General features: G+C 72.3%; 23 protein-coding genes. 6 read left to right on the forward strand and 17 right to left on the reverse strand.

What is annotated here, in order from left to right:
- Positions 1 to 32: 32 nt before the first annotated feature.
- Genes H7A72_RS00650 through H7A72_RS00670 form a run of 5 tightly spaced genes read right to left on the reverse strand, consistent with a single transcriptional unit; the run spans position 33 to position 7,678 of the window.
- Positions 33 to 545 (reverse strand): GNAT family N-acetyltransferase, encoded by a 513-nt coding sequence (locus H7A72_RS00650; RefSeq protein WP_185221292.1) that lies wholly within the window; start codon positions 543 to 545, stop codon positions 33 to 35.
- On the reverse strand, positions 542 to 2,398 hold the full coding sequence (locus H7A72_RS00655; RefSeq protein WP_185221293.1) for a penicillin acylase family protein: 1,857 nt from the start codon (positions 2,396 to 2,398) through the stop codon (positions 542 to 544). The genes H7A72_RS00650 and H7A72_RS00655 overlap by 4 nt, the downstream gene beginning before the upstream one ends.
- Positions 2,395 to 4,800, reverse strand: coding sequence for a GNAT family N-acetyltransferase (locus H7A72_RS00660; protein ID WP_185221294.1), 2,406 nt, complete (start codon positions 4,798 to 4,800; stop codon positions 2,395 to 2,397). The genes H7A72_RS00655 and H7A72_RS00660 overlap by 4 nt, the downstream gene beginning before the upstream one ends.
- Positions 4,797 to 6,221: a lysine N(6)-hydroxylase/L-ornithine N(5)-oxygenase family protein gene (locus H7A72_RS00665; protein WP_185221295.1), complete on the reverse strand. Its 1,425-nt coding sequence runs from the start codon at positions 6,219 to 6,221 to the stop codon at positions 4,797 to 4,799. The genes H7A72_RS00660 and H7A72_RS00665 overlap by 4 nt, the downstream gene beginning before the upstream one ends.
- Positions 6,218 to 7,678 (reverse strand): aspartate aminotransferase family protein, encoded by a 1,461-nt coding sequence (locus tag H7A72_RS00670; RefSeq protein ID WP_185221296.1) that lies wholly within the window; start codon positions 7,676 to 7,678, stop codon positions 6,218 to 6,220. Before H7A72_RS00670 ends, H7A72_RS00665 begins: the two co-directional genes overlap by 4 nt.
- A gap of 164 nt (positions 7,679 to 7,842) precedes the next feature.
- On the opposite strand from H7A72_RS00670, the gene H7A72_RS00675 reads away from it, so the two are divergent.
- Complete coding sequence (locus H7A72_RS00675) at positions 7,843 to 9,081, forward strand: MFS transporter (RefSeq protein ID WP_185221297.1); 1,239 nt, start codon at positions 7,843 to 7,845, stop codon at positions 9,079 to 9,081.
- Positions 9,082 to 9,164: 83 nt separating this feature from the next.
- On the opposite strand, the gene H7A72_RS00680 is transcribed toward H7A72_RS00675, so the two are convergent.
- The 4 genes from H7A72_RS00680 to H7A72_RS00690 are packed head-to-tail and all read right to left on the reverse strand — an operon-like array spanning position 9,165 to position 11,257.
- Positions 9,165 to 10,313, reverse strand: a complete 1,149-nt coding sequence (locus tag H7A72_RS00680) for a hypothetical protein (protein ID WP_185221298.1) — start codon at positions 10,311 to 10,313, stop codon at positions 9,165 to 9,167.
- Between the two features lie 5 nt (positions 10,314 to 10,318).
- Positions 10,319 to 10,786 (reverse strand): GNAT family N-acetyltransferase, encoded by a 468-nt coding sequence (locus H7A72_RS00685; protein ID WP_185221299.1) that lies wholly within the window; start codon positions 10,784 to 10,786, stop codon positions 10,319 to 10,321.
- A gap of 33 nt (positions 10,787 to 10,819) precedes the next feature.
- Positions 10,820 to 10,951 (reverse strand): putative transporter small subunit, encoded by a 132-nt coding sequence (locus H7A72_RS16540; RefSeq protein ID WP_223277713.1) that lies wholly within the window; start codon positions 10,949 to 10,951, stop codon positions 10,820 to 10,822.
- A 15-nt stretch (positions 10,952 to 10,966) separates the two neighbouring features.
- A complete protein-coding gene (locus H7A72_RS00690) occupies positions 10,967 to 11,257 on the reverse strand; it encodes a hypothetical protein (protein WP_185221300.1) in 291 nt (96 codons plus the stop codon).
- Between the two features lie 92 nt (positions 11,258 to 11,349).
- Here H7A72_RS00690 and H7A72_RS00695 point away from each other — a divergent pair, with 92 nt between their 5' ends.
- The 3 genes from H7A72_RS00695 (at position 11,350) to H7A72_RS00705 (ending at position 14,334) form a co-directional block, all read left to right on the forward strand.
- Complete coding sequence (locus tag H7A72_RS00695; RefSeq protein WP_185221301.1) at positions 11,350 to 12,666, forward strand: alpha-hydroxy-acid oxidizing protein; 1,317 nt, start codon at positions 11,350 to 11,352, stop codon at positions 12,664 to 12,666.
- A 60-nt stretch (positions 12,667 to 12,726) separates the two neighbouring features.
- Positions 12,727 to 13,599: a hypothetical protein gene (locus H7A72_RS00700; protein WP_185221302.1), complete on the forward strand. Its 873-nt coding sequence runs from the start codon at positions 12,727 to 12,729 to the stop codon at positions 13,597 to 13,599.
- A 108-nt stretch (positions 13,600 to 13,707) separates the two neighbouring features.
- On the forward strand, positions 13,708 to 14,334 hold the full coding sequence (locus tag H7A72_RS00705) for a maleylpyruvate isomerase family mycothiol-dependent enzyme (RefSeq protein WP_185221303.1): 627 nt from the start codon (positions 13,708 to 13,710) through the stop codon (positions 14,332 to 14,334).
- 52 nt (positions 14,335 to 14,386) lie between these two features.
- On the opposite strand, the gene H7A72_RS16980 is transcribed toward H7A72_RS00705, so the two are convergent.
- A complete protein-coding gene (locus H7A72_RS16980; protein WP_185221304.1) occupies positions 14,387 to 16,051 on the reverse strand; it encodes a GMC oxidoreductase in 1,665 nt (554 codons plus the stop codon).
- 140 nt (positions 16,052 to 16,191) lie between these two features.
- Between H7A72_RS16980 and H7A72_RS00715 the strand changes: the two genes are divergently transcribed.
- Positions 16,192 to 16,557: a DUF2809 domain-containing protein gene (locus tag H7A72_RS00715; protein WP_223277714.1), complete on the forward strand. Its 366-nt coding sequence runs from the start codon at positions 16,192 to 16,194 to the stop codon at positions 16,555 to 16,557.
- Positions 16,558 to 16,578: 21 nt separating this feature from the next.
- Here H7A72_RS00715 and H7A72_RS00720 read toward each other — a convergent pair whose 3' ends face one another.
- Both H7A72_RS00720 and H7A72_RS00725 read right to left on the reverse strand, forming a co-directional pair.
- Entirely contained in the window at positions 16,579 to 16,815 is a 237-nt protein-coding gene (locus H7A72_RS00720; protein ID WP_185221305.1) for a hypothetical protein, read from the reverse strand.
- A gap of 76 nt (positions 16,816 to 16,891) precedes the next feature.
- A complete protein-coding gene (locus H7A72_RS00725; RefSeq protein WP_084450807.1) occupies positions 16,892 to 17,731 on the reverse strand; it encodes a sigma-70 family RNA polymerase sigma factor in 840 nt (279 codons plus the stop codon).
- Between the two features lie 249 nt (positions 17,732 to 17,980).
- Here H7A72_RS00725 and H7A72_RS16550 point away from each other — a divergent pair, with 249 nt between their 5' ends.
- Positions 17,981 to 19,579: an HNH endonuclease signature motif containing protein gene (locus tag H7A72_RS16550; protein WP_223277715.1), complete on the forward strand. Its 1,599-nt coding sequence runs from the start codon at positions 17,981 to 17,983 to the stop codon at positions 19,577 to 19,579.
- A gap of 174 nt (positions 19,580 to 19,753) precedes the next feature.
- Here the strand turns inward: H7A72_RS16550 and H7A72_RS00735 are convergent, their stop codons facing one another.
- The 5 genes from H7A72_RS00735 to H7A72_RS00755 all read right to left on the reverse strand — a co-directional run bounded on the left by H7A72_RS00735 (position 19,754) and on the right by H7A72_RS00755 (position 23,994).
- Positions 19,754 to 20,338 (reverse strand): dihydrofolate reductase family protein, encoded by a 585-nt coding sequence (locus H7A72_RS00735; protein WP_185221306.1) that lies wholly within the window; start codon positions 20,336 to 20,338, stop codon positions 19,754 to 19,756.
- 69 nt (positions 20,339 to 20,407) lie between these two features.
- Positions 20,408 to 21,505, reverse strand: coding sequence for an alcohol dehydrogenase catalytic domain-containing protein (locus tag H7A72_RS00740; RefSeq protein ID WP_185221307.1), 1,098 nt, complete (start codon positions 21,503 to 21,505; stop codon positions 20,408 to 20,410).
- Positions 21,506 to 21,517: 12 nt separating this feature from the next.
- Entirely contained in the window at positions 21,518 to 22,120 is a 603-nt protein-coding gene (locus tag H7A72_RS00745; protein ID WP_223277936.1) for a TetR/AcrR family transcriptional regulator, read from the reverse strand.
- 33 nt (positions 22,121 to 22,153) lie between these two features.
- Positions 22,154 to 22,783 carry a hypothetical protein gene (locus tag H7A72_RS00750; RefSeq protein WP_084450801.1) on the reverse strand — a complete coding sequence of 210 codons (630 nt, stop codon included), beginning with the start codon at positions 22,781 to 22,783 and terminating at the stop codon, positions 22,154 to 22,156.
- Positions 22,780 to 23,994, reverse strand: a complete 1,215-nt coding sequence (locus H7A72_RS00755) for an ATP-binding protein (RefSeq protein WP_084450799.1) — start codon at positions 23,992 to 23,994, stop codon at positions 22,780 to 22,782. The genes H7A72_RS00750 and H7A72_RS00755 overlap by 4 nt, the downstream gene beginning before the upstream one ends.
- Between the last annotated feature and the right edge of the window lie 43 nt (positions 23,995 to 24,037).

Genomic DNA, 24,037 nt, shown 5'->3' on the forward strand with positions numbered 1-24,037 from the left:
CGCGGGCGCTGTCCATGACCGACGGTCGGGAGTCAGGCCCCCACCAGCGACTCGAAGCGCTCACGGGTCAGGTAGACCATGCGAGCGTCCTTGTCCCCCACGCGCACCCGCTCGCCGAGCTCGAAGCCGATCTGCTCCAGACGGTGCAGGACAGCGCGGTTGGCGGCGTCGGGCTCACCGACGAGACGGCGCACCGCGGGGTCGCTGAAGATCCACTCGTAGATGCCCACCCCCACCGCGGCCGCGTCCTCGCCCGGCGCGACGAAGACGTGCGCACCCACGTCCCCCGGCTGCACGTCGTAGGCCTCGGCGACCGGGTCGTGCTCGGGCTCGTAGGTCTGCACCAGCGCCACCGGCCGCCCTTCGCTCTCGCCGATCCACGCCCAGTGCGCCTCGAGGGAGTCGACGAAGGCGTAGATGTCGCGCACCTCCTCGACGCTCTTGTCGCCCATGCCCCAGAAGCGTCCCCGTGGCTGCGTCACCCACGCGTGGACCAGGGGCGCGTCCTCCTCCGGGCGAAGGGGGCGGAAGGTCAGGTCAGTCATGTCGTCTCCTTGTCGGTCAGGGTGTGCAGGTCGCCCGCGCACCAGGTGTCGTGCTGGTCGTGGGCGTGCGGTGAGTCGGCTGGCCCGTCGGCGCCGAGCGGCACGACCCACGAGCTCGGTCCGTCGAGCGACCACACGAGTCGGGCGGCCGGCCCGCGCCAGCACAGGTCGCTCAGGCCGGGCGCGGCGGCCGTGGCCAGCACGCAGTCGCCGTCGCCGCCGAGCGGCCCGCTGGGTGGCGTGCCGGTGTGCGCCGCCCGGACGAAGGGGGCGACATGCCGCTCCCCCCACGTCCGGTCGTCGGCAGGGGCCTGCGCGACGCGCACGAGGGCCTGTACGGCGAGCTCGTCGAGCGGCAGCCCCCAGTCGGGCCCGACGTGCACGATCCGCTCGATGCCGGCGCCGACCCGGGCGACGGGGTCGACCCAGGGCGCGAGGAGCGCTGCGAGACCGGGGGGTTCGTGGATCGGGGCCAGCAGGGGGTGGGCCGCGACGGCGAGGACGAGCTCGGTGCGCCAGGCCGCGAAGAGGGCCGCGGCGTGGCTGCCGGCGTCCATGTGCCCGTCCCAGGCGAGCAGGCACAGGCGCAGCTCCTCGGCGGGGCCGGTGGCCGCGACCCCGCCGAGGAGAGTCTGGAAGGTCGGCCAGGAGCCGAGCCGGGTGTCGGTCTGGATCTCCGCGAGGCCGGCGACGTCCCAGGTCGGGCGCCCGCCGAGGAGCTCGGTGATCCGGTGCGCTCGGTGCGGCGCGGCGAACTCCTCACCGAGCGCCGCGACCGAGGCGCGCCGGTCGTTGGCGTGCACGACGACCTCGCCGTCCGCCAGGTCCCGACGGGCCGCCGGCGCCGCCACCGTCCCCACCTGAATCTGCATTCCCCCGGGGGAATGCGAACTCTCGATGGTGACGAGGCGGCCGGCGACGCGCTCGCGGACCCGACCGTCGGCGCCGGCGATGACCACGGCGTTGACCGGCTCGACCCAGCCGTCGAGGGCCATGTCGACGTCGTCGACCGTCCGCGCCAGGAGCAGTCGGCGCATCGTGGCCAGCCCGATGTCGCCGTCGACGCCCGCGGGCGAGATCGGGTGGGGGACAACAGGGTCCGCGTCAGGGGCGATCTGCTGGTAGTCCGCCATCGCATGGGTCACCGCCCACGCGACCGAGCCGGCGTGACCGAAGTGCGGCACCCCCGGCACACCCGCGAAGGCGAGCCCGGACACGTCGATGTCGGGCGTGGCCAGACGCACCTGCTGGTAGATCCCGGGGGCCTCGAGCACGCGGTGCGGATCGGCGGCGATCATCGGCGCGCCCGTGGCAGTGCGCGCCCCGGTGAGCGCCCAGGCATTGCTGCCGCCGAGCGGCACGCCCTCGTGGCTCAGCAGGTCGAGCGCGTCCTCGCCGAGCTGCGCGCGGACGTGGCGGCGCCACAGCAGGTGACCGAAGTTGCCCATGAGCACGTGCTGGACGAGGAAGACGCCTGCCGGTGACCACATCTCCCAGCGCTCCGGCTGCGTGCCGGTGGCGGCGAACTCCGGTGCGCGGGAACCCCCTTCGTCCAGACCGTCGTTGACCCCGGAGACGTAGGCGTCCACCCAGGCAAGCGTCTCGTCGTCGAGACCCGCGACCGCGGCCCGCGCGATGCCGGCCAGGTCGGCCCGCTCGGCGAAGTCGTCCCAGTCGGACGGTCCGAGCAGCGTCGCCGAGGTCGCCTCGGACCGCCGCCGCTCGACCTCGATCTGCCAGGCCCGGTCGATCGCCGCCGAGCGCCCCTGCGCGTAGGCGAGGTCGTTGAGCGTCTCCCCCCAGCAGAGCGGGATGCCGAGGGCATCCCGCTCCACCCGCCAGCGTCGGCTCACCCGGCCACGCCCCCTTCGCCGGCCCCAGAACTCTGCATTGCCCTACGGCAATGCAGTCCTTCGACGTCAAGACTGTGCATTGCCGTAGGGCAATGCGCGTGGAGTGGGTTGGCGAGGTCGCCGACCCGGATGAGCGAGCCCTCAGGGTCGGTGAGGTCGACCATCTGCAGGGTGTTGCGCAGCTGCAGCCGGTTGAGGCACGAGTGCTCGAAGCTCTCCCGCAGCAGGTCCAGCCGCGCGGCCCGCGGGTGGTCGGCCGCGTGCTCGGCGATGCACTCGGCGACGAGCGCCCAGAAGTCCTCACCGTTGAGCACCTCGTCGTCGGCGAGGATCTCGGCGACGAAGCGCAGCACCCCGTCGATGACGTCGGTGAGCACCGACAACGACTGCACCTGCGGGTCGAGGACGTGCCGGATGCGCTCGACCTCGGGCGGCAGCTCGCGGTCGGACATGACGACGACCTCCTCGCCGATGTCCTTCATGAAGACGCCGGTGGGCACGTGGTCCTCGAGCACGAGGATGAGGTTTTCGCCGTGGGGCATGAAGGCCAGGTCGTGCACGCCGAGGCAGTGGACGACGGGCCGCAGGTAGGCGCGCAGCATCCGCCGCACCCACTCGCGCGCGCCGATGGGGCTCGCTGCGATGAGCTCGGTGATGAGCGCGGCGCCCTCGGCGTCGCGATGCAGCAGCCCGGTGAGGGACTGGATCCGTTGTCCCGCAGCGAGCTTCGGCACGGGCGATTCGCGCCAGAGTGCGGCCACTATCTTGGTGTGCGGGTTGGGCACCCCGAGGCGGTGGTAGGCATCGCCGGTGTAGCCGATCGCCGCGACCTCGCGCAGCACGCGGAAGCCGCAGTCGGCGAGCTCCGGGTCGCCGGCGACGACGTCGGCCACCCAGTCGTTGATCGCCGGCGTCGCCTCCATGTACTTCGGCGAGAGCCCGCGCAGGAAGCCCATGTTCTGGATCGCCAGCGCCGTCTTGACGTAGTGCCGCTCGGGACGGTCGGTGTTGAAGAAGGTCCGGATCGACTGCTGCGCGCGGTAGCGGTCCCGCGTGTGGCCGAGGTGAACGACATCGCGCCGGGCAATGTCCGCGGCGAAGGTCACCGCGAGCTTGTGGTCCCACTGCCACGGGTGGACCGGCATGAGCAGGTAGTCCGCGGGGTCGAGCCCCAGCATCTCCAGGCGAAGGGAGAACCGCTCCCGGTCCGCAGGGTCGAGCTCGCCCGCGTAGAGGTCCTCCTCCGTCATACCCTCGGCCAAGGAGAGGTGGGCGACGTTGCGCCGCACCGCGATCCACTCCAGTCGCACGTCGGCGGCCGCCTCGGGGGAGTAGGTCGCGTGGTCGGTGGCGGAGAAGCCGATCCGGCCGTTGTTGGCGATGAAGGCGGGGTGGCCCTCGGTCATCGCGGACTCGATCGTCTGGAAGTCGGCGTCGACGAGGTCGCGGCTCGTGTGCCGCGCGTGGTGCCACTTGTGCGCCAAGCTCGCCAACGTGCCGCTCAGCTCCTCGAGATAGGTCGAGCGCAGGTGGTCGGGGATGCCGAGCACCTCGTGCAGGTCGGAGACGACGCCGAGGGCGTCGACCTCGGTGACCCGCCCACCGACGGTGCGCTCGATGCTCGCCGGGTCGACCCGCCAGTGCTCGAGCGCGTGCCGGGTCGCGGCGAAGGTGTAGGTCGCCGCCCCCGCCGCGATCGTCCACCGCCCGTCGGCGGTCGGCTCGGGCGCGATCACCCGCTCGTGGGTCAGCTCGCCGATCGCCTTGGCGGCGACGTGCCGGTGGGCCCGCGCCATGACCTCGGGTTCGAGGTGGGCGACGTCGGGCGAAGGGAGGCGCTCACCCCCGCGCTCGAGCTCGCTGCCGGCGAAGGCCTCGAGCGTGCAGAAGCTCAGCAGGGCCTCCTTGTCCGACAAGGTGATTCGGCGATCGACGACGAAGCCGGCGGCGGCGTTCTTTGCGTGGATCGCCTGGTTGCGCACGTCCGGCTCGACGACCACCTCGGTGACCGAGGGGTCGCGGAAGCAGAAGTGCATCACCGCGCGGAAGACCTGCGAGGTCATCCCGTGCACCGGGGCGTCCGTCGGCGCGACGAGCACGTGCATGCCGAGCTGCCCGGGCTCGACGCGGTAGTGGGTGGCAAGGACCGAGTGGACGGGGTCGTAGGTCTCGGTGAGGAAGGTCGGGACGCCGTCGACCCGGCCGAGCCACGCCGCGTGGTGCGGGTCGGCGTCGATCTCGTCGAAGGCCGCGCGCGACTGCTCGAGGGTGAAGCCCTGCATCCCCCAGAAGGCCGACCTCGGGTGCGTCACCCACGCGTGCAGCAGCTCGATGTGCTCGGCGGGGACGACCGGCTCGATCGTCACCCGCCCGACGGGCGTGATCATCGCGAAGTCGCTCATCGGGCCATCACCTCCGCCGTCCCCCGGTCGTCGAGTGGGGAGGCCGCCCGCTGGCTGAGGTGCGACGAAGGCGGTGTCCTGAGGTGCGACGAAGGAGCCTCGAAGGAAGCCGCGAAGCCACGCACCACCGGCGACTCGATCTCCCCGACACCGAAGTGCTGGAAGGCGATGCGCTCCTCCACCGGGTAGACCTCACGGCCCGTGATCGCGTTGATGATCACGGAGTTGCGGTAGGCGCCCATGCCCAGGTCGGGGGCGAGGACGGAGTGGGTGTGCTCCTCGGCGTTCTGCACGAAGATCCTTCCGTCGAGGTCGACGCTGTAGTCGGCCCCGGTGTCGTAGCGGTCGCGGGCGTCGCGCCGGATCCGGTCAGCGACGGGCGCGAGGAAGTGTGGGGTGCGCGGACGGTAGCCGGTGGCGAGGACGAGGCCCTCGCTGCTCACCTCGACGGCGGCGTCCTGCTCCTCGTGGTGCACGCCGAGGAGGTAGCGACCCGTGGTCGCGTCCCAGCTCGCCTCTCGCACTTCGCTGTTCGTCAGCAGGGTGGTGGGCACGGGTGCACCGGTCTCGACCCGGATCCGGTAGAGCGTGTCGTAGATCTGGTCGACGAGGTCGCCGCTGATCCCCTTGTAGAGGTTGCGCTGCTCGCGCAGCAGCACGTCGCGCCGCTCCATCGGCAGCTCGCGGAAGTAGCGGGCGTACTCCGGCGAGGTCATCTCGAGCGTGAGCTTGGTGTACTCCATCGGGAAGAACCGCGGCGAGCGGGTGATCCACGTCAGGTGGTAGCCGTGCTCGGGGAGCCCCGCGAGCAGATCGAGGTAGATCTCGGCGGCGGACTGCCCGCTGCCGATGATCGTCACGGACTCCTTGTCCTGCAGGGCCGCCCGGTGCTCGAGGTAGTGGCCGGAGTGGGTCACCGGCCCCGCGAGTCCCTCCGCGACCGGCGGCACGGTCGGCTCGGTCCCGATGCCGAGCACGACATGACGAGCGCGAAGGGAGGTCACCGTCCCGTCGCCGAGGCGGGCCGTGACGAGGTAGGTGCCGTCGGCCTCGCGCTCGACGGCGGTCACGTCGTGGCCCCACCGGATCGTGTCGAGCTGGTCGGCGACCCACCGGCAGTACTGGTCGTACTCCGCGCGCAGGGGGTAGAAGCTCTCCCGGATGTAGAAGGGGTAGAGCCGCCCGATCTGCTTGAGGTGGTTGAGGAAGCCGAAGCGGCTCGTCGGGTCGGCCATGGTCACCAGGTCGGCCATGAAGGGCACCTGGATCGTCGCACCCTCGAGCATCATCCCGGGGTGCCACGAGAACTCGTCGCGCGCCTCGAGGAAGACCCCGTCGAGGTCAGGCAGGTCGTGGGTCAGCGCGGCGAGCCCGAGGTTGAAGGGCCCCAGGCCGATGCCGACGAAGTCGTGCACCTTCATCGCGCCACCTCCAGCTCCGCGAGGCTCAGCTCGTCGAGGGCGTCCTCGGCCAGCAGCGCCTCACCCGTGGTGGCGATCGTCTCGATGATCTCGCGCAGGTGCGCCAGCGAGGTCTGCGGGTTGAGCAGGGTGAACTTCAGCCAGGCCCGACCGTCGATCGTCGTGCCGGCGACCATGGCCGAGCCGTCGTCGAGGAGGGCGTGCCGGATGCGGGGGTTGAGCGAGTCGGCCTCGGTGACGCCGACTCCCTTCGGCCGGTAGCGCAGGAGCACGGTGCTGAGCACGGGCTCGACGGCGACCTCGAAGCGCTCGTCGTCGCGCAGCACCTCCCACACCCGGTGGGCGCGGTCGATGACCTCGTCGAACATCTCGCCGACGGCATCGGCACCGGTGACCCGCAGCGTCAGCCACAGCTTGAGCGCGTCGAAGCGCCGCGTGGTCTGGAGCGACTTGTCGACCTGGTTGGGCGTCACCGCGGTCCGCGGGTTGAGGTAGTCGGCGTGGTGGGTGACGTGGCCGAGCGTGGCGCCGTCGCGCACGACGATCGCGCTCGAGCTCACCGGCTGGAAGAAGGTCTTGTGGAAGTCGACGGTCACCGAGTCGGCGCGCTCGATGCCGTCGAGCAGGTGACGACGACGAAGGGAGGTCAGCAGCCCCCCGCCGTAGGCAGCGTCGACGTGGAGCCAGGTGCCGTGCGCTGCGGCCAGGTCGGCGATCGTCGAGATCGGGTCGATGACCCCGAGGTCGGTCGTCCCCGCGGTCGCGACGACGGCCATCGCCGTCTCGCCGCGCTCCCGGATGCCGTCGAGCTCGGCCGCGAGGGCGGCCGTGCTCATGCCGCCGGTCTCGTCCGTCGGCACGGCGATGACGGCGCTCGGGTGCAGGCCCATGATCCGGGCGGCCTTGATGACGCTGAAGTGGCTGTGCTCGGTCGCGAGCACTCGAAGGGTGGCGTCGCTCCCGGCTCGACGGACCGCCTCGCCGCGCGCGAGGAGCAGGCCCTGGAGGTTGGACTGCGTGCCGCCGCTCGTGAAGACGCCGTCCGCGCCCTCGCCGAAGCCGATGCGCCCGGCGGTCCAGCGGATGAGGCGCTGCTCGACGAGCGTGCCGCCGGCGCTCTGGTCCCAGGTGTCGACCGAGGTGTTGACCGCCGCGATGATGCCCTCGGCGAGCACCGCGGGGAGGGCGACGGGGCAGTTGAGGTGGGCGACGTAGGAGGGGTGGTGGAACCAGATCGCGTCGCGCAGGTAGATGTCGGTCACCTCGGCCAGCGCCGCGTCGAGGTCGGCAGCGGGCCGGTCGAGATCGACACCCTCCACGGCGGGGGTGAGGTCGGCGACGGTCGCCCCGGTCGAGGGGGCGTCCGCGGCGAGGTGCTGCGCGACGAGCTGCGTCACGCGCGCCATGCCGCGGACGTAGTCGTCGGCGGTCTCGTGCGTCAGGAGGTGGGGGTTCACCGTGCATGCTCCTAGAAGTAAGGGATACCTAACTTAGGTAGTGCTGGCCTAACATAACCGCCGTGCGTCGCCCTCGCTCGTCGAGTTCCGCGGCGCTGCGCATCACTGCCGATGCGCGATGACCCCTACCCGGGCGCCTGCCCACGAGCGCGAGGAAGAACCCCGTGACCACCACTGCCCCGACCGTCACCCGAGGCGCCGAATCCCTTGGCGCAGAGCGGTTTCGGCTCATCACCGCGCTCTACTTCACCCAGTACCTCGGTGTGGGCTTCCTCACGATCGGGCTCGTCGCGATCCTCCGCGACGGCGGCACCTCGCTCGCCACGCTCGGCCTGATCCAGACGATCGGGCTCATCTGGCCGCTGAAGTTCCTCTGGGCCCCGCTGGTCGACCGCTTCGGCAGCCGCCGCTTCGGTCACTACCGCTCGTGGCTCGTCCCGCTCCAGCTGGGGCTGGTCATCACGCTCCTGGCGCTCACCCCCTTCGTCACGCCGGCCGACCACCTCGGTCCGGTCATCGCGATCTGCTCCCTCTTCGTCGTCTTCTCCGCCACCCAGGACATCGCCGCCGACGCGCTCACCGTGCGCCTGCTCGGCGACGGCGACCGGGGGCTGGGCAACGGCATCCAGGTCGGCGGCAACTACCTCGGCAGCGTCGTCGGGGGCGGTCTGGCCGTCGTCGTCTACGACCAGTGGGGCTGGGTCCCGGCGATCCTGCTGCTCGCCCTGCTCACCGCCACGGCCCTCGGGGTCGTCATCGCCTTCCGCGAGCCGGAGCGCGAAGTGCTCGTGCGCCGCGCCGGGCTGCGCGAGCTGCTCACGGTCTTCGGCCAGCCCGGTTGCCGCAGCTGGGTGCTCGTCGTCGTGCCGCTGTACTACATCGGCGCCGCCGTGGGCTACGCGATCGTCTCGCCCGCGCTCGTCGACGCCGGCTGGTCCCTGACCAAGATCGGCATCGTCTCCGGCGCGATCGCCTCGGCCCCGGCGGTGCTCGCCGCCCTCGGTGCCGGCGCGCTCATCACCCGCTGGGGTCGTCGTCGGGTGCTCGTCCTCGGGGGTGCGCTGCTCCCGGTCGCGACCCTCGGCCTGCTCCCGCTGGCCCTCGGCGAGACCTCGACGGTGTGGACGACCGTCGCGCTGTGCGCCTTCATGGCGGCCTATGCCGTGGCCAATGTCGTCGTCTACACGATCAACATGGACTTCGCCCGGCCCGACTCGGCGGGCAGCGACTTCACGACCCTGACCTCCTTCGCGCTCGCGATCTCCTTCGTCGCGGCCGCCATCGCGCTCACCGCCGCCGCGTGGATCGGCTACGAGGGCGTGCTCGTCGCGTCCATCGTGCTCGTCCTGCTCGGCACAGCCCTCGGTCTGCGCCACCAGCGCCGCCACGGCGTCACCGCCTGACCGGCCGCCCCAACTCTGCATTGCCCTACGGCAATGCAGCCTCCCGACCCCTCAGGCCGCATTGCCGTAGGGCAATGCAGAGGTCAGGGGGCGCGGCGCCAGGTGCGGGTGCGGTCGTCGGTCGTCGTCGCGACGACGACGGCGCCGCGTGGCTCCGTGGCGATCGCGGCCAGCCGGCCCGGGAGCTCCGTGACCGACAGCTCCTCGGGGCCTGTCCCCACCCGCACGACCCGCGTGGTCCCGGGTTGCTCGCCTCGCGCGGGTTCGCCGTGCGCGACCGTGTCGACGTCTCCGGCCGCCGCCCGGATCGTCGGCGCCGGAGAGTGCACGGCATCGGGCAGGACCGTCCGCGCCCGCGCCGGGGCCAGCCCGTCGTCGGTGAGGGCGACCCGCCACAGGACGACGTCCTCGTCGCTGCTGCCGGCGACGACGCAGTGGTCGGCGGCGCAGTCCACCGCCATCGGTCGTTGGGTCCCAGCCCCCGTCGAAGGGAGCGAGACCTCACGCCAGGGTCCGGCCGGCTCGGCGGCGGTCCACAGGACCGCCTCGTCACGGATGCGGTCGCCGAGCACCGTCACCCAGCCCACGGCCAGCAGGCCGCCGCCGGGTAGGTCGGTCACCGCACCGGGGGAGGGCTGGCGGGTGGCGGTCGCCGCCAGAGGAGTCCCCGGACGCGTCGGTCGGGCCCAACGGTCGCCGTCGCGGGTCCAGACGGCCACGTCGAGGCCCTGCCGGCTCCGCGCCGCCCAGCTGCCGAGGATCACCGGACCGGCTTGCGAGAGAGCCGTGCCCGTGAGCCCGCCAGCGTCCCAGCCGCCGAAGACCTCGAACCGCTGCGGCTGCTCGACGACCTCGTCGAGGTCGCCGCTCCACACGGTCCAGCGCACGTTGCCGTGCGCGCCGGCGCGGTGACCGCCGACGGCGACGACCTCCCCTTCGCGCTCGCTGACGGACAGCAGCTCCGCCTCCCGCCCGGCCCACTCCCAGCGGGTCTCCATCGCGACCGGGCGGCTGCTGCCGTCCGGCCCGACGACCGTGAGCGACGCCCGCTCTTGCGCGCTGTCGTCGTAGCGGCCGACGAGCAGCCCGTCATCCGCCCCGGTCAGGGTGACCACCCGCCCAGCCCCGGGGAGGTCGACCGGCTGCCACCGGTCGGCCTCCGGCGCGGGGTTGGTGCACGCGGTCAGGGTCAGCGCGATCGTCGCGACGAGCCCTACGACCGACGAGCGCACGGGGGTCACAGCTCGCGCAGGTAGCACAGCATGCGGTAGTCGGCGCCCGGGTGGACGTTGACGAAGCCGTGGCGCTCGTAGAAGCGGCGCGTGTCCACGTCGACCTCGTCGACGTTGATGTGCAGCTCAGCGGCCCCCTTCGCCACGATGCGCTCGACGGCGGTGGTGAGCAGGACCGTGCCGATGCCCTGGTCGCGCAGCTCCGGCACGACGTAGAGCTCCTCGAGCTGGCCGAGCAGCCCGTCGTAGTAGGGCGTCGGGCGCAGCGTCAGGTACGCGAACCCCGTGGGCGCAGCGCCCTCCTCGGCCAGCAGCACGAGCACGTCGTCGCGGGCCAGCAGGTGCTCGAAGCGCCCGGCGAAGTCTGCGGCGCTCGGTGTCGTCTCCTCGTTGAACTCGACGTTGAAGTCGTGGAGCAGCCGCCCGACGAGGTAGGCGTCGGCCGGTACGGCGGGTCGCGTCGTCGCTGCCATGCCACCAGTGTGGCGCGCCGAGCACCCCACCGGTCAGATGATCCGGCGCCCCTCGTCCTTGGCGGCGCGCCACTCCTTGTAGAAGGCCACGCAGATGACGGCGAGGACCACGGCCACGATGACGGGCCAGACGAGGATGTAGAGGGTCAGTGCAGAGATCGACATGTGGATCCTTCCGGGTCAGGCGCGAGCGGGCTCGAGGTCGGGGTCGTCGTCGCCGGCGGGCTGGGCGTCGGCCGACTCGTCGTCGGTGAAGTCACCGGTCCGCCGGGAGATGAGGGCGAAGTCGAAGGGCTCCTCGCGCGAGGCCAGCGACATGACGACGCAGACGATCGTCGAGACGGCGTAAGCGGCGAGCGAGCCGGACAGTGCCGGGTACTGCGAGATGACCCCGATGGCGAAGGGGACGACCCCCACCGCGAAGGCCGTACCGAGGGCGATCCCCACCCGGGCACCGAAGAAGCCGACCACCCCAGAAGCCCATGAGGTCAACGAAAGGTCAGGGTCCGGACGGGGTCCTCGCTGTGGCCGATCTCACCGCTTCGGGGCCCTAGCCTGCGCTCATGACGACTCCCCAGCCCACCCCCGGCCGTGCCCGTCAGGACGCGATCTACCGACCCGGCGCCCTCGGCATCGCGCCCACCGTCCCGACCGACGTCGACGAGCTCGAGCGCCGCGCACGAGCAGCCTTGAGCCGCAAGGCCTGGGCCTACATCGCGGGTGGAGCCGGGGGAGGCGCGACGATGCGCGCCAACCGGGCCGCCTTCGACCGCTGGCAGGTCGTGCCGCGGATGCTCCACGCGACGACGACGCGTGACCTGACGACGACGGTCCTGGGCACCGAGCTCGCCGCCCCGCTTCTCCTCGCCCCGGTCGGTGCCGCCGGGCTCGTCACCGACGACGCCGACCTGCTCATCGCGCGGGGGGCGCACGCCAGCGGCGTGCCCTATGTCTTCTCCTGCCAGGGCTGCTCGCCGATGGAGGAGACGGCGCAGGCGATGGACGGCACCCCCTTCTGGTACCAGCTCTACTGGTCGACCGACGAGGAGCTCGTCGACTCGATGATCGGCCGGGCCGAGACCGCATGGGCGCAGGCGCTCGTCGTCACGCTCGACACGACGATGCTCGGGTGGCGCACGCAGGATCTCGACCTGGGGTCGCTCCCCTTCGCCCGTGGCCAGGGCATCGCCCAGTACACGTCCGACCCCCGCTTCATGGAGCTGGTCCGCGAGCGGCTCGCCGCCGGGGCGCGCGCCGCGCAGTCGCTCGGGATCGACCCGCGCCGGCCCCTGCAGGCGGCCCGTGCGGCGAAGGGGGGAGTCGGCACCCTGCTCTCGATGAGCCGCGAGCACCCCGGCGGGGTCCGCGACAACCTGCGCTCGCCGGAGCCGCGAGCGGCGGTCGAGACCTTCCTCGACATCTACTCCAACCCGGCGCTGTCGTGGGAGCACATCGCGACCCTGCGCGAGCGCACCAGGCTGCCCGTGGTGCTCAAGGGGATCCTCCACGAGGACGATGCGCGGCGGGCCTTCGACGCCGGTGTCGACGCCGTCGTCGTCTCCAACCACGGTGGGCGGCAGGTGGACCGGTCGATTGCGGCGCTCGACGCGCTGGTCCGCGTGCGCGAGGCGGTCGGGCCCGAGCCGACCGTGCTCATGGACAGCGGGGTGCGCTCCGGGGCGGACCTCTTCGTTGCACTCGCCCTCGGTGCCGATGCCTGCCTGCTCGGTCGGCCGCACGTCTACGGGCTGGCGCTCGACGGTGCGGCCGGGGTCAGCGCGGTGGTCGACAACGTGCTCGCCGAGCTCGACCTGACGATGGGTCTGGTGGGCGCGGCGACGATCGCCGACGTCACCCGGGAGCTGCTCGTCGAGGGGTGAGGGGAGTCCTCCCCCGCGTCGCTGCTTGCCGCGCTGCGCCACATGCGATGGGGTGGGGCCATGACTCAGCCTCCGTACCCGCCCGACCAGCCGCCGCCCCCGCCCGGATCCGGTGGCCAGCCGCCCTACGGGGGCTCCCAGCCGCAGGGCGGCCAGCCCTACGGGTCGCAGTCGCCCTACGGCAGCCAGCCGGGCCAGCAGCCCTACGGCGGTGGCAGCATGCCGCCCCAGTTCGGCGGGATGCAGCCCCCGTACAGCCCGATGGACGCGCTGACCTACGGCTGGCAGCTCTTCACCAAGAACGTCGGCCCCTTCATGATCATCACCGCCGTGATGCTCGTCATCAGCATGGCGATCAGCTTCGGCACCAACCTCGCGACGACCGGCAGCCTCCTCGGCACCGGCAGCACCATCGACCCGGTGACCGGCCTGCCGGAGAACTACCTGCTCCACCAGCTGATCTCGCTGATGACGAGCTTCGTCTCTGGCCTCATCAGCTGGGTGCTCGGCCTGGCGCTGGTGCGCGGAGCGCTCGACGTCGTCGACACCGGACGCACCGACTTGGGGGCGATGTTCACCCGCATCCCGTGGGGTCAGGCGCTGCTCGCGGGCATCATCGTCATGATCGTGACCTTCGTCGGCACCCTCATGTGCATCCTGCCCGGCATCGTCGCGGCCTACCTGCTCTACTACACCAACATGGCCGTCCTCGACGGCGAGTCCGGTGTCGACGGCATCGTCGCGAGCTTCAACTTCACGACGAAGAACGTCGGCCCGACGCTGCTGCTGGCGCTCCTCGCCATCCTCATCATCATCGTCTCGCTGTGCACCCTCGGCCTAGCGCTGCTCGTCACCGTCCCGGTGCTGTCCATCGCGGCGGCCTACACGTGGCGGGTGCTGCAGGGCCGTCCGGTCACCCCGGCCCCGGCCTGACCCGCACCACACCTGCCGAAGGGGAGGTCCTGCGCTCGGCGCGGGACCTCCCCTTCGTCAGGGGCCGGGGTCCGGGGAGGCTGTCGGGTGCCGTGTCAGGGTGAGGCCATGACCGATGTGTGGGACCTCGTCCACGGGGAGCGCGCGGCGCTCGCCGCCGACCTCGAGCGGCTCGACGACGAGCAGTGGCGCACGGCGTCGCTGTGCGAGGGGTGGAGCGTCCACGACGTCGCGGCGCACCTCGTCGCCAACGCGCTCGCCACGCCCTTCGGCCTCGTGATGGGGATGGTGCGGGCCCGGGGTGACTTCGAGCGGATGACCCAGCAGGGCGTCGACCGGCACCGCGGGGCGACGCCGCGCGAGACCCTGAGCAGCCTGCGCGAGGTCGCTGCGCGCCGCACCGGGCCGCCCACCCGGCTGGCTCCCCTCGACAGCCGGCTCGTCGAGGAGGTCGTTCACGGCGAGGACATCCGCCGGCCGCTTGGCATCTGGCACGACTACTCCGCCGAGGCGATCGAGGGCGCGCTGCGCTACCAGGCGCGGACCCCGGCCTCGGTCGGCGGCTCGCGCGAGACCGCCGAGCGGGTGACGCTGCGGGCCACCGACCTCGACCTCACCCTGGGCGACGGGCCTGAGGTCCGCGGGTCGGCCCTCGCGCTGCTGCTCGCGATCTCGGGGCGTGACGTGGCGACGGCCGACCTCGAGGGCCCGGGAGTTGCTCTGCTCGAGGCGTGACCGACCCGCGAGGCGTAACCGAACCCCGCGAGTCGGTCACCGACGCGAGGCGTCACCGCCCGTCGGCGATGATCCTCGCGATGTTGCGCTCGGCGAGCGCGGTGATGGTCAGCGAGGGGTTGGCCGTGCCAGTGCTGCCGGGGATGCCGGCGCCGTCCATGACGTAGAGACCGGGGTGGCCCTTGACCCGGCCGTAGGCGTCGGTGCTCCTGCCGATGACGGCGCCGCCCAGCGGGTGCGCGGTGAAGCTCGTCCCGACGTCCGGCACACCGAGGACGGGCACCCCCACCCCGACGCCTGCAGCCTCGGCGATCTTGTTCCGCATCTCGCGCAGGACCTCCTCGGTCGCCTTGTTGCCGTCCTTCGGCCAGTCGACGATGACGTCGTCCTTGGCGGCGCTGTGGACGAACCTCGCGCGCTGCGGGTCCATGACCATGCCGAGCGACCCGATGATGCCGGCGTTGACCTGGACGCCGAGGGCGTACCAGTTCTCCATCCGTGCGGGCATGTCGAGGCTCGCGTCGAGGATGGTCGACGCCGAGGGTGATCCCTGCGACAGCCCCTTGGACAGCGAGATGAACTGCACCATCGCGGCATCACCATTCGTGCCGAAGCCCTCACCGACGGAGTCGTCCAGGTGCTTCAGGGTGCCCTCGGCCCGGGCGCGGACGAGCAGCTCGGAGGTGCCGATGCTGCCGGCGCCGAGGACCAGGCGGTCGCAGGTGACCGTCCGGGTCTCGAGGACCTCGCCCGTGGGGTCGACGACGCGCAGGTCGACGGTGTAGCGGCCTCGGGCGTCCTGGCCGATGCGGTCGACGACGTGCCAGTGGTGCACGGTCACCCTGCCGGTGGCCTCGGCCTGCGGCAGGTAGTTGAGCGTGAGATCCCACTTCGCGCCGTTGGCATTGCCGTAGTTGCTCTCGCCGATGGTGGCCGAGCGCCGCGAGCGGCCCTGCAGCTCGGCTCGCACGACGTCCCAGTCCCAGATCCCGTCGAGCGGCTCGGGGGTATAGCCGGCCTTGCGGACATTCGCGTCCCAGCGCCGGGAGTGGCCGAAGGGCGCTCTGCCGTAGATGTCACGTGGCATCGGCGAGGCCCGGAGCATCCTGCGGGCCCTCGGGTACCAGGTGCGGTGCATCTCGGTCTGGCTCACCGTGTCCCCGAAGAGGTGCTCGAAGTACTCCGTGGGCGGCTCGAGGAGCACGCCGGTGAAGACGATCGAGCCGCCGCCGACGGCCGCGCCCCGCCACACCCGCAGGTGCTCGTAGGTGGTGTCGTCGAGCACGCCGCCGAAGCGGTCGACAGGCTGCGGGATCCCGACGAGGTTGGTGAAGGAGCGCTTGTGCCAGATGCCGCGCCCGTCGAGCGCCATGTCGCCGGCGTTGATGCGCCGCCACGGGTCATGGGGCCAGCGGGAGCCGCGCTCGAGCATCGCGACGTCGGCGCCGGCCCGGCCGAGACGAAGGGCGGCGACGCTGCCGCCGAAACCGGTTCCGATGACGATGACGTCGGTGTGCGAGGCGATCTTCTTCGGTGCGCGGAAGATCTCGGGCGCGGCCAGGCGGTGCTTGGCGTGGGCGAGCCGATCGGTGGGCAACGTGTCCCCGGTGCCGGGGGTCGTCGGGTTGGCGTGGGCGGTCGCGGCCGGCAGCGCGGTGAGTGCGCTGGCGGCTCCTGCCCCGGCGATCACGGCGCGGCGGGTGGGCTGTGCGGACATGGAGTGCCTCCTCGACGGAGTGCCACCCCGGGGCGCACCGCCATTGGTGTTCCGATGGCGCAGAACCTACTCGCGGGTAGTCGACCGTGCAGGGCGAGGCCTCACAGTGAGATGCCAGCCCGGTGTGCTGGGGTGGCGCCGTGCGCCGCCTCCCCGCCCTCGTCCTGCTGGCCGTCGTCGTGGCGATCGGGCTGGCGCTGCAGGGATTCCGCCATCTGGCGTGGACCGACGCGGCCGGCAGCGTCCTCTACGCGATGGCGGCGGTCTTCTCCCTTCGCGTGCTGTGGCCGAGTCGTGAGACGCCGCGCCCGCTCGTCGTGGCCGGGGTGGCCCTGGCGCTGTGCGTGGTCGTCGAGCTGGCCCAGCTGACCGGTCTGCCGGCGCGGGTGCCGCAGCTGCGCTGGGTGCTCGGGACGACCTTCGCCCCGGTCGACCTCCTCTGGTACGCGGTGGGCGCACTGGGAGGCGCCGGGGCGATGGTGCTGGTGGGGCGCTCGCGCCCCTGAGGGAGGCCGGGCCGGGCCGGCTCAGTCCTCCGGCAGGGCAGCGAAGGTCTGCTTCATCTCGTTGTACCAACCGAGCGCCTTGCGGGGGCGACGCCAGCGCTTCTTCATCTCGTCGCGGGCCGGCTGGTGCGCGGCGTCGCCGGCCTTTTCCATCTCCTTGAGGTGCTGGTCCTGGGCGTTGATGACGTCGTCGTGCGTCTCGCCGCGGTGGGCGAGGTCGCAGGGGCCGCCGAGCTGCTGGCAGGTCATGGTCTTCATGGGGTGATCCTCTCGTGTGTGGGTCTCGTGGGGTTGACGATCGGGGGAGTGCGGATGTGACAAGGGGCCTCGCACCTCAGGACGAGCGCCGGGTGTCTTCGCGGCGGTGCACCCGCTCGAGCACCTCGGGCTCGGCGCGGAAGGTGATGCCCTGCACGACGCCGTCCACGACGTCGAAGTCGAAGAGCACCCTGGCCTCGCCGCGGTGGAACCACGCGGCGCCGGGCCGCTCGTCGACGAGCACGGCGAGGGCCGCGTGGGCGCTGCCGTTGAAGAACTCGGCGATCTCCCGCTGCCCGTCGACCCGCTCGGGCGTGCCGCTCGCGACGGCGGCGGCGTCGGCGGTGATCGTGGCGTCTGGTGCGAGCAGCCGCAGCAGGGAGTCGAAGTCGCCCTCGCGCGCGGCCGCCATGAAGGCGTCGACGACCGCCCAGTCTGCCCTCTCAGCCCCCTGGCCCCGCACCTTGCCCCGGGCCCGCGAGGCGAGCTTGCGTGCCGCGGCCGGCGTCGTGTCGAGGATCGCGGCGATCGTCGCGAAGTCGAAGCCGAAGCTGTCGTGCAGCACGAAGGCGACCCGCTCGCCGGGGGTCAGGCGGTCGATCACGGCCTGCAGCGCCACGCCGACGGTGTCCGCGAGGACGACGTCGTCAGCGATGTCCGGCGTGACCTGACCCGGCTCGATGTCGCTGTGCTGCACCGGAGCTCGTGACTTGAGCCGGTCGAGGCACAGGCGGGTCGTCACCGTCGTGAGCCATGCCGGGAGGGACTTGATGTCGGTGTCCGTGCCGTGGAGCCGCAGCCAGGCCTGCTGAACGACGTCCTCGGCCTCGGCGTGGTCGCCGAGGATGCGCGTGGCCAGGCCGACGAGCCGTGGGCGCTCCGCCTCGAAGTCCTCTGCCTGCTGTGCTGGGTCCATGTCCCTCACCTCTGCTGTCGATGCTGTCACCCATCTGACGACCCGGGCGGCGCCGGCGTGACAGCGTGACGGGATGGGTGGTCGGGTCCACGTCGACACCGGTGCGCCGCTGCGCACCCTTGCTCGGGTGAGGCCGTTCTCGACCGCCCGACCGGTGGCCGACTTCTCCCCAGACCAGCGGCGAAGTTCCTTGAATTCACAGGGCTCAGGGGGTTCCCGAGTCGGGTCTTTCGAACGTATGATCGAAGCATGTCAGTGGCGACGCAGTGGGAGGGTCTGGGGCTCGTGTCGGGCCTGCGGGACTCGGTGCGCGCGATGACGATGGCCTCGCTGGAGGCGCCGCGGCTGTGGCAGGCGCCGGACGAGGAACTGGCGGAGGGGTTGGCGGCGATCGGTCGGGCCCGGGCGGTGCTCGAGGCGGCCGAGGTGGCGTTGGTGCGTGAGGGCATCTCGCGGGGTGTGCCGGGGCAGGAGTCGTGGTCGGAGGCCGATTGGGTCGGGGTGAGCGAGGGGCGGACCGCTCCGCGGCCGGCGGTGCGGGACGTCGCTGCGGTGGTGCGGGTGGCCAGGGCGGGTCTGCGGGCCGGGTCCGCGCTCGTCGACACCACGCACGATGACGAAGGGGGCGGCGCCCCCCTTCGTCCGGACGCGCCTGAGCAGGTGGCCGGGGAGACGCAGCCAGCCGCGGGGGAGTGGGGTGAGCGGCCGCAGCCGGTCGGCCTCGCCGGGGTGCTCGCCTGCGTCGAGGGCGGCCAACTGTCGGTGGGCAAGGCTGATCAGTTGGTGCGCTTCCACGAGGGCGTGTGCCGGGTCGCTGACCCCGAGCTCTTGGAGGCGGACCTGGGGGTCCTGCTCGGTGCGGCCCGTGACGAGGTCGTGCGCACCGGGCCGGGTGGGCGGATCTCGAGCCGCCTCCCGGGGCTCGACGAGCGCAAGCTGGCGGCGGCGATCACGCAGACGACGCGGATGTTGCGTCCGGCCAAGGATCTGGCGGCGGATGACGAGCGGGCGCGGTCGGCGCGGTCGTTGACGAGTCACACGGACGCGAGTGGGTTGACGCGCTACAAGCTGGTGCTCGATGCGGAGGGCGCGGCGATCATCGACGCGGCGGTGGCGGGGTTGTCGAAGCCGGTCAAGGGTCCTGACGGCGAGCGTGACCCGAGGCCGCCGGCGCGGCGTCGTGCCGATGCCTTGGTCTCGATCGTGGGTCGTGGGGTGTCCAGCCCGGGCGAGGTGGGCACGAGTGACAAGGCGCAGGTGATGGTGACCATCTCGATGTCCTCGCTGCTGACCGCCACCGATGGCACGTGTGGCGTGTGCGGCTCACGACGCCCGGGCGGTGCGTTCGGGCCGACGGGCGTGCCCCTCAGCGACGCGCATCCCTTCGGGTACCGCTCGACGGACCCCGCTCCCGACCGTGACGGTGCGGGTGGCCCGGCCGCGGTGGGTCTGGGTGCTGGTGGTGTGGCCGGTGGCGGTCACGCGGGTGGGGTCACGGCCTCGGGGGCGGTGCTCTCGCCGTCGAGCGTGCGGAGGCTGGCCTGTGAGGCGGGGGTGATCCCGGTGATGCTCGGCAGCGACGGTGAGCCGTTGGAGCTCGGCCGCGCCACGCGCTTCTTCACCCCGGGGCAGAAGCGGTTGCTGTGGCTGCGTGACGGGGGCTGCACCTTCCCGGGGTGCACGATGCCCGCGCACTGGACCGATGCCCATCACGTGGAGTACTGGTCGTTGGGTGGCCGCACCGACATCGGTAATGCGGCGTTGTTGTGCGAGCGGCACCACACGCGGGTGCACGCGCAGGAGCTGTCGTGCACGGTCCGCGACGACGGGGTGACCTGGCACCTGTAGCGGTCGCGCCCCGCGCCCGACCCTCGTCCGGGTCGGGCGCCGCGGCATGCCCCCTGCGGCCCTGAGGTGGGGGCCGGTGATGTCGCATTGCCCTACGGCAATGCAGGGTCGGGGGCCTGTGACGTCGCATTGCCGTAGGGCAATGCGGGATGTGGGGCCCTCCGTCGAGGCGGGCTACGACCTGCGCTCGCAGGTGATCACCTGCACCCCACCGGGCAGCGAGGTGACGTCGACCGTCTCGAAGAGCGTGGGCGTGAAGCCCCCGTCGAAGAGCGGGACCCCCGAGCCGATGACCGAGGGGTTGAGCTTGATGACGAGCCGGTCGATCTCCGGCAGGAGGGCGTGCGCGAGCCGGCCGCCGCCGACGAGCCAGATGCCCAGACCCTCCTCGGTCTTGAGCTCGCGCACCCGGGCGAGCGGGTCACCCGCGACGACCTCGACCGCCGCCGCGGGCGCCTCACCGAGCGTCGTCGACACGACGAGGTGCCGCAGGTGGGGGTAGGCGTCGTCGATGCCGGCGGCGAGCCCGATCTCGTAGGAGCGGCGCCCCTCGACCACGGTGTCGAAGACCCGGCCGGGCTCGGTCAGGCCCATCGCGTCGCGGGCCGGCCCCGGCAGCGTCTCCGGGTAGTGGGTCGCGATGAACTCGACGAGGTCCGGCGTCACCGCCATGAAGTCCTCGGTGCTCGGGTCACCGCCGTCCGGTCCCGCGATGAAGCCGTCGAGCGTCGACGCGACGTAGTAGGTGAGTGTGCGCATGGTGCCCCTTCCGTTGGGCGCACGCTACGGGCCGAAGGGGGCCGTGTCGCAGCGATTTTCGTCCGCGCCTCAGCGTGACGGGTCGATGATCGTCATCCCCGCGACGCTCGCGGTGTCGAAGCCGGGCAGCAGCGCCGCCGCCTCCTCGAGCCCGACGACCCGTTCGACGAGGCGCTTCGGCGCCAGGGCGCCCGACTCGATGAGCGCGAGCATTCCGGGGTAGTCGACGGCCGCCATGCCGTGGCTGCCGAGCACGTCGATCTCCCACCCGATGACCCGCGCCATCGGCACCCGCGGGTGACCGTCGACCGGCGGCAGCAGCCCGACCTGGACGTGCCGACCGCGCCGCCGCAGGCTGAGCAGCGCTGTGGCACAGGTCTGCTCGCTGCCGACGGCGTCGACGGCGACGTGTGCCCCGCCGCCGGTCAGCTCCATGACCGTGGACGCGACGTCCGTGCCGTCTGCGCCGGCCTCACGCGCGTCACCGCCCCGGACCCCGGCCCCGACCCCGGCACCGACAGCGACCACGGTGTGCTCCGCCCCGAGCTCGGCCGCCACGGCCAGCGCCGCCGGGTTGCGGTCGACCGCGACGACCCGCGCACCGAGCGCCCGGGCAATCATCACCGCACTCAGACCGACGCCGCCGGCCCCGACGACGGTGACCCATTCCCCCTTCGTCAGGCGGGCGCGGGCGACGAGGGCCCGGTAGGCGGTGGCGAAGCGGCAGCCGAGGCTCGCCGCGGTCGCGAAGTCCACCCCTTCCGGCAGCGCGACGAGGTTGGTGTCGGCCGCGTGCAGCGCGACCTGCTCGGCGAAGGACCCCCAGTGGGTGAACCCGGGCTGCTCCTGGTCGGGGCAGACCTGCGCGTCGCCGTCGGCGCACCACGAGCACCGTCCGCAGCCGCAGACGAAGGGCACGGTCACCCGGTCGCCGACCCGCCACCGCTGCACACCGACACCCACCTCGCTCACGACGCCGGCGAGCTCGTGACCCGGCACGTGCGGCCAGGTGATTGCGTCGTCGTGGCCGGCCCAGGCGTGCCAGTCGCTGCGGCACAGGCCGGTCGCCCGCACGTCGACGACCACCCCACCGTCAGGGGCGAAGGGGGCCGACACCTCCCTGACCTCGGGCTGGGCTCGGACGTCTTCGATGACCACGGCGCGCACGGCGCCATCCTGTCAGGCCGGCGCCGCCAGCCCCGCGACCATCTCGGCGATCGTCTCGATGGTCTCCCGTGCGGCCGCGGAGTCCCGGTCGGCCAGCCAGGTCGTCGTCAGGCCGTCGGTGAGGGTGACGGCCAGGCGGGCCACCTGCTCGGGGCCCACCCGCCACCGGACGCCGGTCTGCTCGGCCATGCCGACGAGCAGCTGCTGGATCCCGTCGTAGTAGCCGCGGTACTGCTCCGTCGCGAGCTCCCGCAGGGCCGGCGTGCGCAGCGCGTGGTGGTTGAGCTCGAGCAGGAGCAGCTCCTCGCCGGAGCGCTGCTCGAGGTGGTCGAGGTAGCCGAGCAGCGCCATCCGCACCGTGCCGGCGAGGTCGGTGACGGTGCCTGCCTCGGCAGCCGCCAGGGCCAGCCGGGCCGAGCCGCGCTCACGCTCGGACAGGTCGACGATGAGCGCGCGCAGCATCTCCTCGCGGCTGTCGAAGCAGTAGTGGAAGGCCGCCAGCGACATCCCCGCCTCCTGCACGATGGCCCGCGTCGTCCCCGCGGCCACCCCGCCCTCGGACATGACGCGGTAGGCGGCCTCGAGCAGCTTCGCCCGGCGCTCGGCGGCAGGCATGTTGGGCACGGCGATCCCTTCGTCGGCGGTGGGTCAGGACCGGTCGTAGCGCTTGGCTGCGTCGACGAGCTGGCCGAGGTCGGTGCCGCAGTCGACGAAGGGGGTGCCCGTCGCCTCGAGGTGGGCGATGACCGCCCGGGACATGCGGACCGGGTCAAGCGCCTCGTCGATGGCGATGTCGATCTGGCCCCTCTTGGTTCGCATGATGCCGTCGTCGCGGGTGAACCCCAGCTGCTCGCGACGGACGAGCACGTAGAAGGTGTCGCCCCGCTGCCAGCGCGAGTGATCGCCCAGGTACTCGTTCAGGTCCGCCCGCAGCACGGCGCGGATGGCGAAGTCCGGGATCCGGCTGCCGACGTAGGAGATCGCGTCCGGGTGGATCTCGACGAAGGGCTGGCGCAGCTTGAGCTCCGCCGTCTGCATGAAGGACCTCGGGATGACGGTCGCCATCACCACCGCGCCCGCCAGGATGAGGAGGGTCCACCACCAGTCGCGCAGGGGGTCGTAGGGGATGACGCCCGTCAGCCCGAGGACGATGAAGAAAGCCCCGACGATGAACCCGATTGGTCGGGTGACGCACCCTCCGAGACGAGCGAAGTCCCGCAGCCCCGGGTGTGCCTCGAAGACGGTCTCCGGCTCGGTGCCGCGCCCACGCTCGGTCACGTCTGATCCCGCAGGTAGCGCCCGAAGTGCGGGACGGTGAAGGCGATCCGGCCGCGCTCGGCCGAGTAGATCAGCCCCTTCTTCAGCAGCGCGTCGCGGGCGGGGGAGAGGGACTGCGGCTTCTTGCCGAGCGAGGTGGCCACGGCCGAGGTGAGGACGGACTCGATGTCGTCGAGGCTCTCCTCCCCCTTCGCCGCGATCTCGGCCGCGACATCGGCCATCGCCTTGAGGTACTCGCGCTCACCGGGCGTGGCGCGCTCGTAGCGCGAGCCGAAGAAGCCGACGGCCAGCTCGGACTCGGCCTCGGGGGAGGCGACGCGCACGTCCTCGGCGCGGATCGGCGACTGCGGTGCCTGGTCCCACACCGCCTTGCCGTAGGCCTGGATGAAGTAGGGGTAACCGCCGGTCGCGTAGTAGAGCGCGTCGAGCGCGGCCTGCTCGTACTCCGCGAGCTCGTCGGCGGCCGGCGCGGTGAGCGCCCGGTCGGCCTCCTCGCGGGCGAGCCGATCGATGCGCTGGTAGCGGAAGAGCCGCTCGCTGTAGGACTTGCTCGCCGACAGCACCGACGGCAGGTGCGGCAGGCCGGCGCCGACGACGATGAGCGGCAGACCCGTCTGGCTCATCTCGTGGCAGGCCGCGCAGATCGCCGAGATGTCCTCGGGGCCGAGGTCCTGCATCTCGTCGATGAAGACCGCGACGCCGCGCCCCAGGTCCGCTGCCAGCCCCCCGACGTCGGTGAAGAGCTCGACGAGGTCGATCTCGATGTCGCCCGAGTCGGCGCGTCCCTTGATCGCCGGGGCGTCGATGCCGGGGTTCCACACCTCGCGCAGCTTGGTGCCCGGCTTGGCGTCGCGCTGGGCGAAGGACTTGATGACGCCCAGGACGTGCTCGACCTCCTCGGCCTGGGTGTGGCCGAGCTCGCGGACCGCCTGGTGCAGCGCGCTGGCGAGCGGGCGGCGCAGCCCCTGGTCAGGGCGGGCCTCGAGCTTGCCCGTGCCCCACTTCGCACGGACGGCGGCGGAACGCAGCTGGTTGAGCAGCACGGTCTTGCCGACCCCGCGCAGACCGGTGAGCACGAGCGAGCGCTCCGGCTTGCCGGCGACGATCCGCTTGAGCACGACGTCGAAGCGCGTCAGCTGCTCGTCGCGGCCGGCGAGCTCGGGCGGGCGCTGGCCGGCGCCGGGGGCGTAGGGGTTGGTGATCGGGTCCACGATGCGACCGTATCCGGCTGTCTAGGCGAAGGGGGATATCTCG

The organism is Janibacter sp. YB324 (genome assembly GCF_014217915.1).
Taxonomy (GTDB): Bacteria; Actinomycetota; Actinomycetes; order Actinomycetales; family Dermatophilaceae; genus Janibacter; species Janibacter indicus.

Bases quoted from the DNA above. Each gene is read 5' to 3' on its own strand.
- H7A72_RS00650 (WP_185221292.1), bottom strand. From the start codon at position 545: ATGACTGACCTGACCTTCCGCCCCCTTCGCCCGGAGGAGGACGCGCCC.
- H7A72_RS00660 (WP_185221294.1), bottom strand. From the start codon at position 4,800: ATGAGCGACTTCGCGATGATCACGCCCGTCGGGCGGGTGACGATCGAG.
- H7A72_RS00665 (WP_185221295.1), bottom strand. From the start codon at position 6,221: ATGAAGGTGCACGACTTCGTCGGCATCGGCCTGGGGCCCTTCAACCTC.
- H7A72_RS00685 (WP_185221299.1), bottom strand. From the start codon at position 10,786: ATGGCAGCGACGACGCGACCCGCCGTACCGGCCGACGCCTACCTCGTC.
- H7A72_RS16540 (WP_223277713.1), bottom strand. From the start codon at position 10,951: ATGTCGATCTCTGCACTGACCCTCTACATCCTCGTCTGGCCCGTCATC.
- H7A72_RS00695 (WP_185221301.1), top strand. From the start codon at position 11,350: ATGACGACTCCCCAGCCCACCCCCGGCCGTGCCCGTCAGGACGCGATC.
- H7A72_RS00700 (WP_185221302.1), top strand. From the start codon at position 12,727: ATGACTCAGCCTCCGTACCCGCCCGACCAGCCGCCGCCCCCGCCCGGA.
- H7A72_RS00705 (WP_185221303.1), top strand. From the start codon at position 13,708: ATGACCGATGTGTGGGACCTCGTCCACGGGGAGCGCGCGGCGCTCGCC.
- H7A72_RS16980 (WP_185221304.1), bottom strand. From the start codon at position 16,051: ATGTCCGCACAGCCCACCCGCCGCGCCGTGATCGCCGGGGCAGGAGCC.
- H7A72_RS00720 (WP_185221305.1), bottom strand. From the start codon at position 16,815: ATGAAGACCATGACCTGCCAGCAGCTCGGCGGCCCCTGCGACCTCGCC.
- H7A72_RS00725 (WP_084450807.1), bottom strand. From the start codon at position 17,731: ATGGACCCAGCACAGCAGGCAGAGGACTTCGAGGCGGAGCGCCCACGG.
- H7A72_RS16550 (WP_223277715.1), top strand. From the start codon at position 17,981: ATGTCAGTGGCGACGCAGTGGGAGGGTCTGGGGCTCGTGTCGGGCCTG.
- H7A72_RS00735 (WP_185221306.1), bottom strand. From the start codon at position 20,338: ATGCGCACACTCACCTACTACGTCGCGTCGACGCTCGACGGCTTCATC.
- H7A72_RS00745 (WP_223277936.1), bottom strand. From the start codon at position 22,120: ATGCCTGCCGCCGAGCGCCGGGCGAAGCTGCTCGAGGCCGCCTACCGC.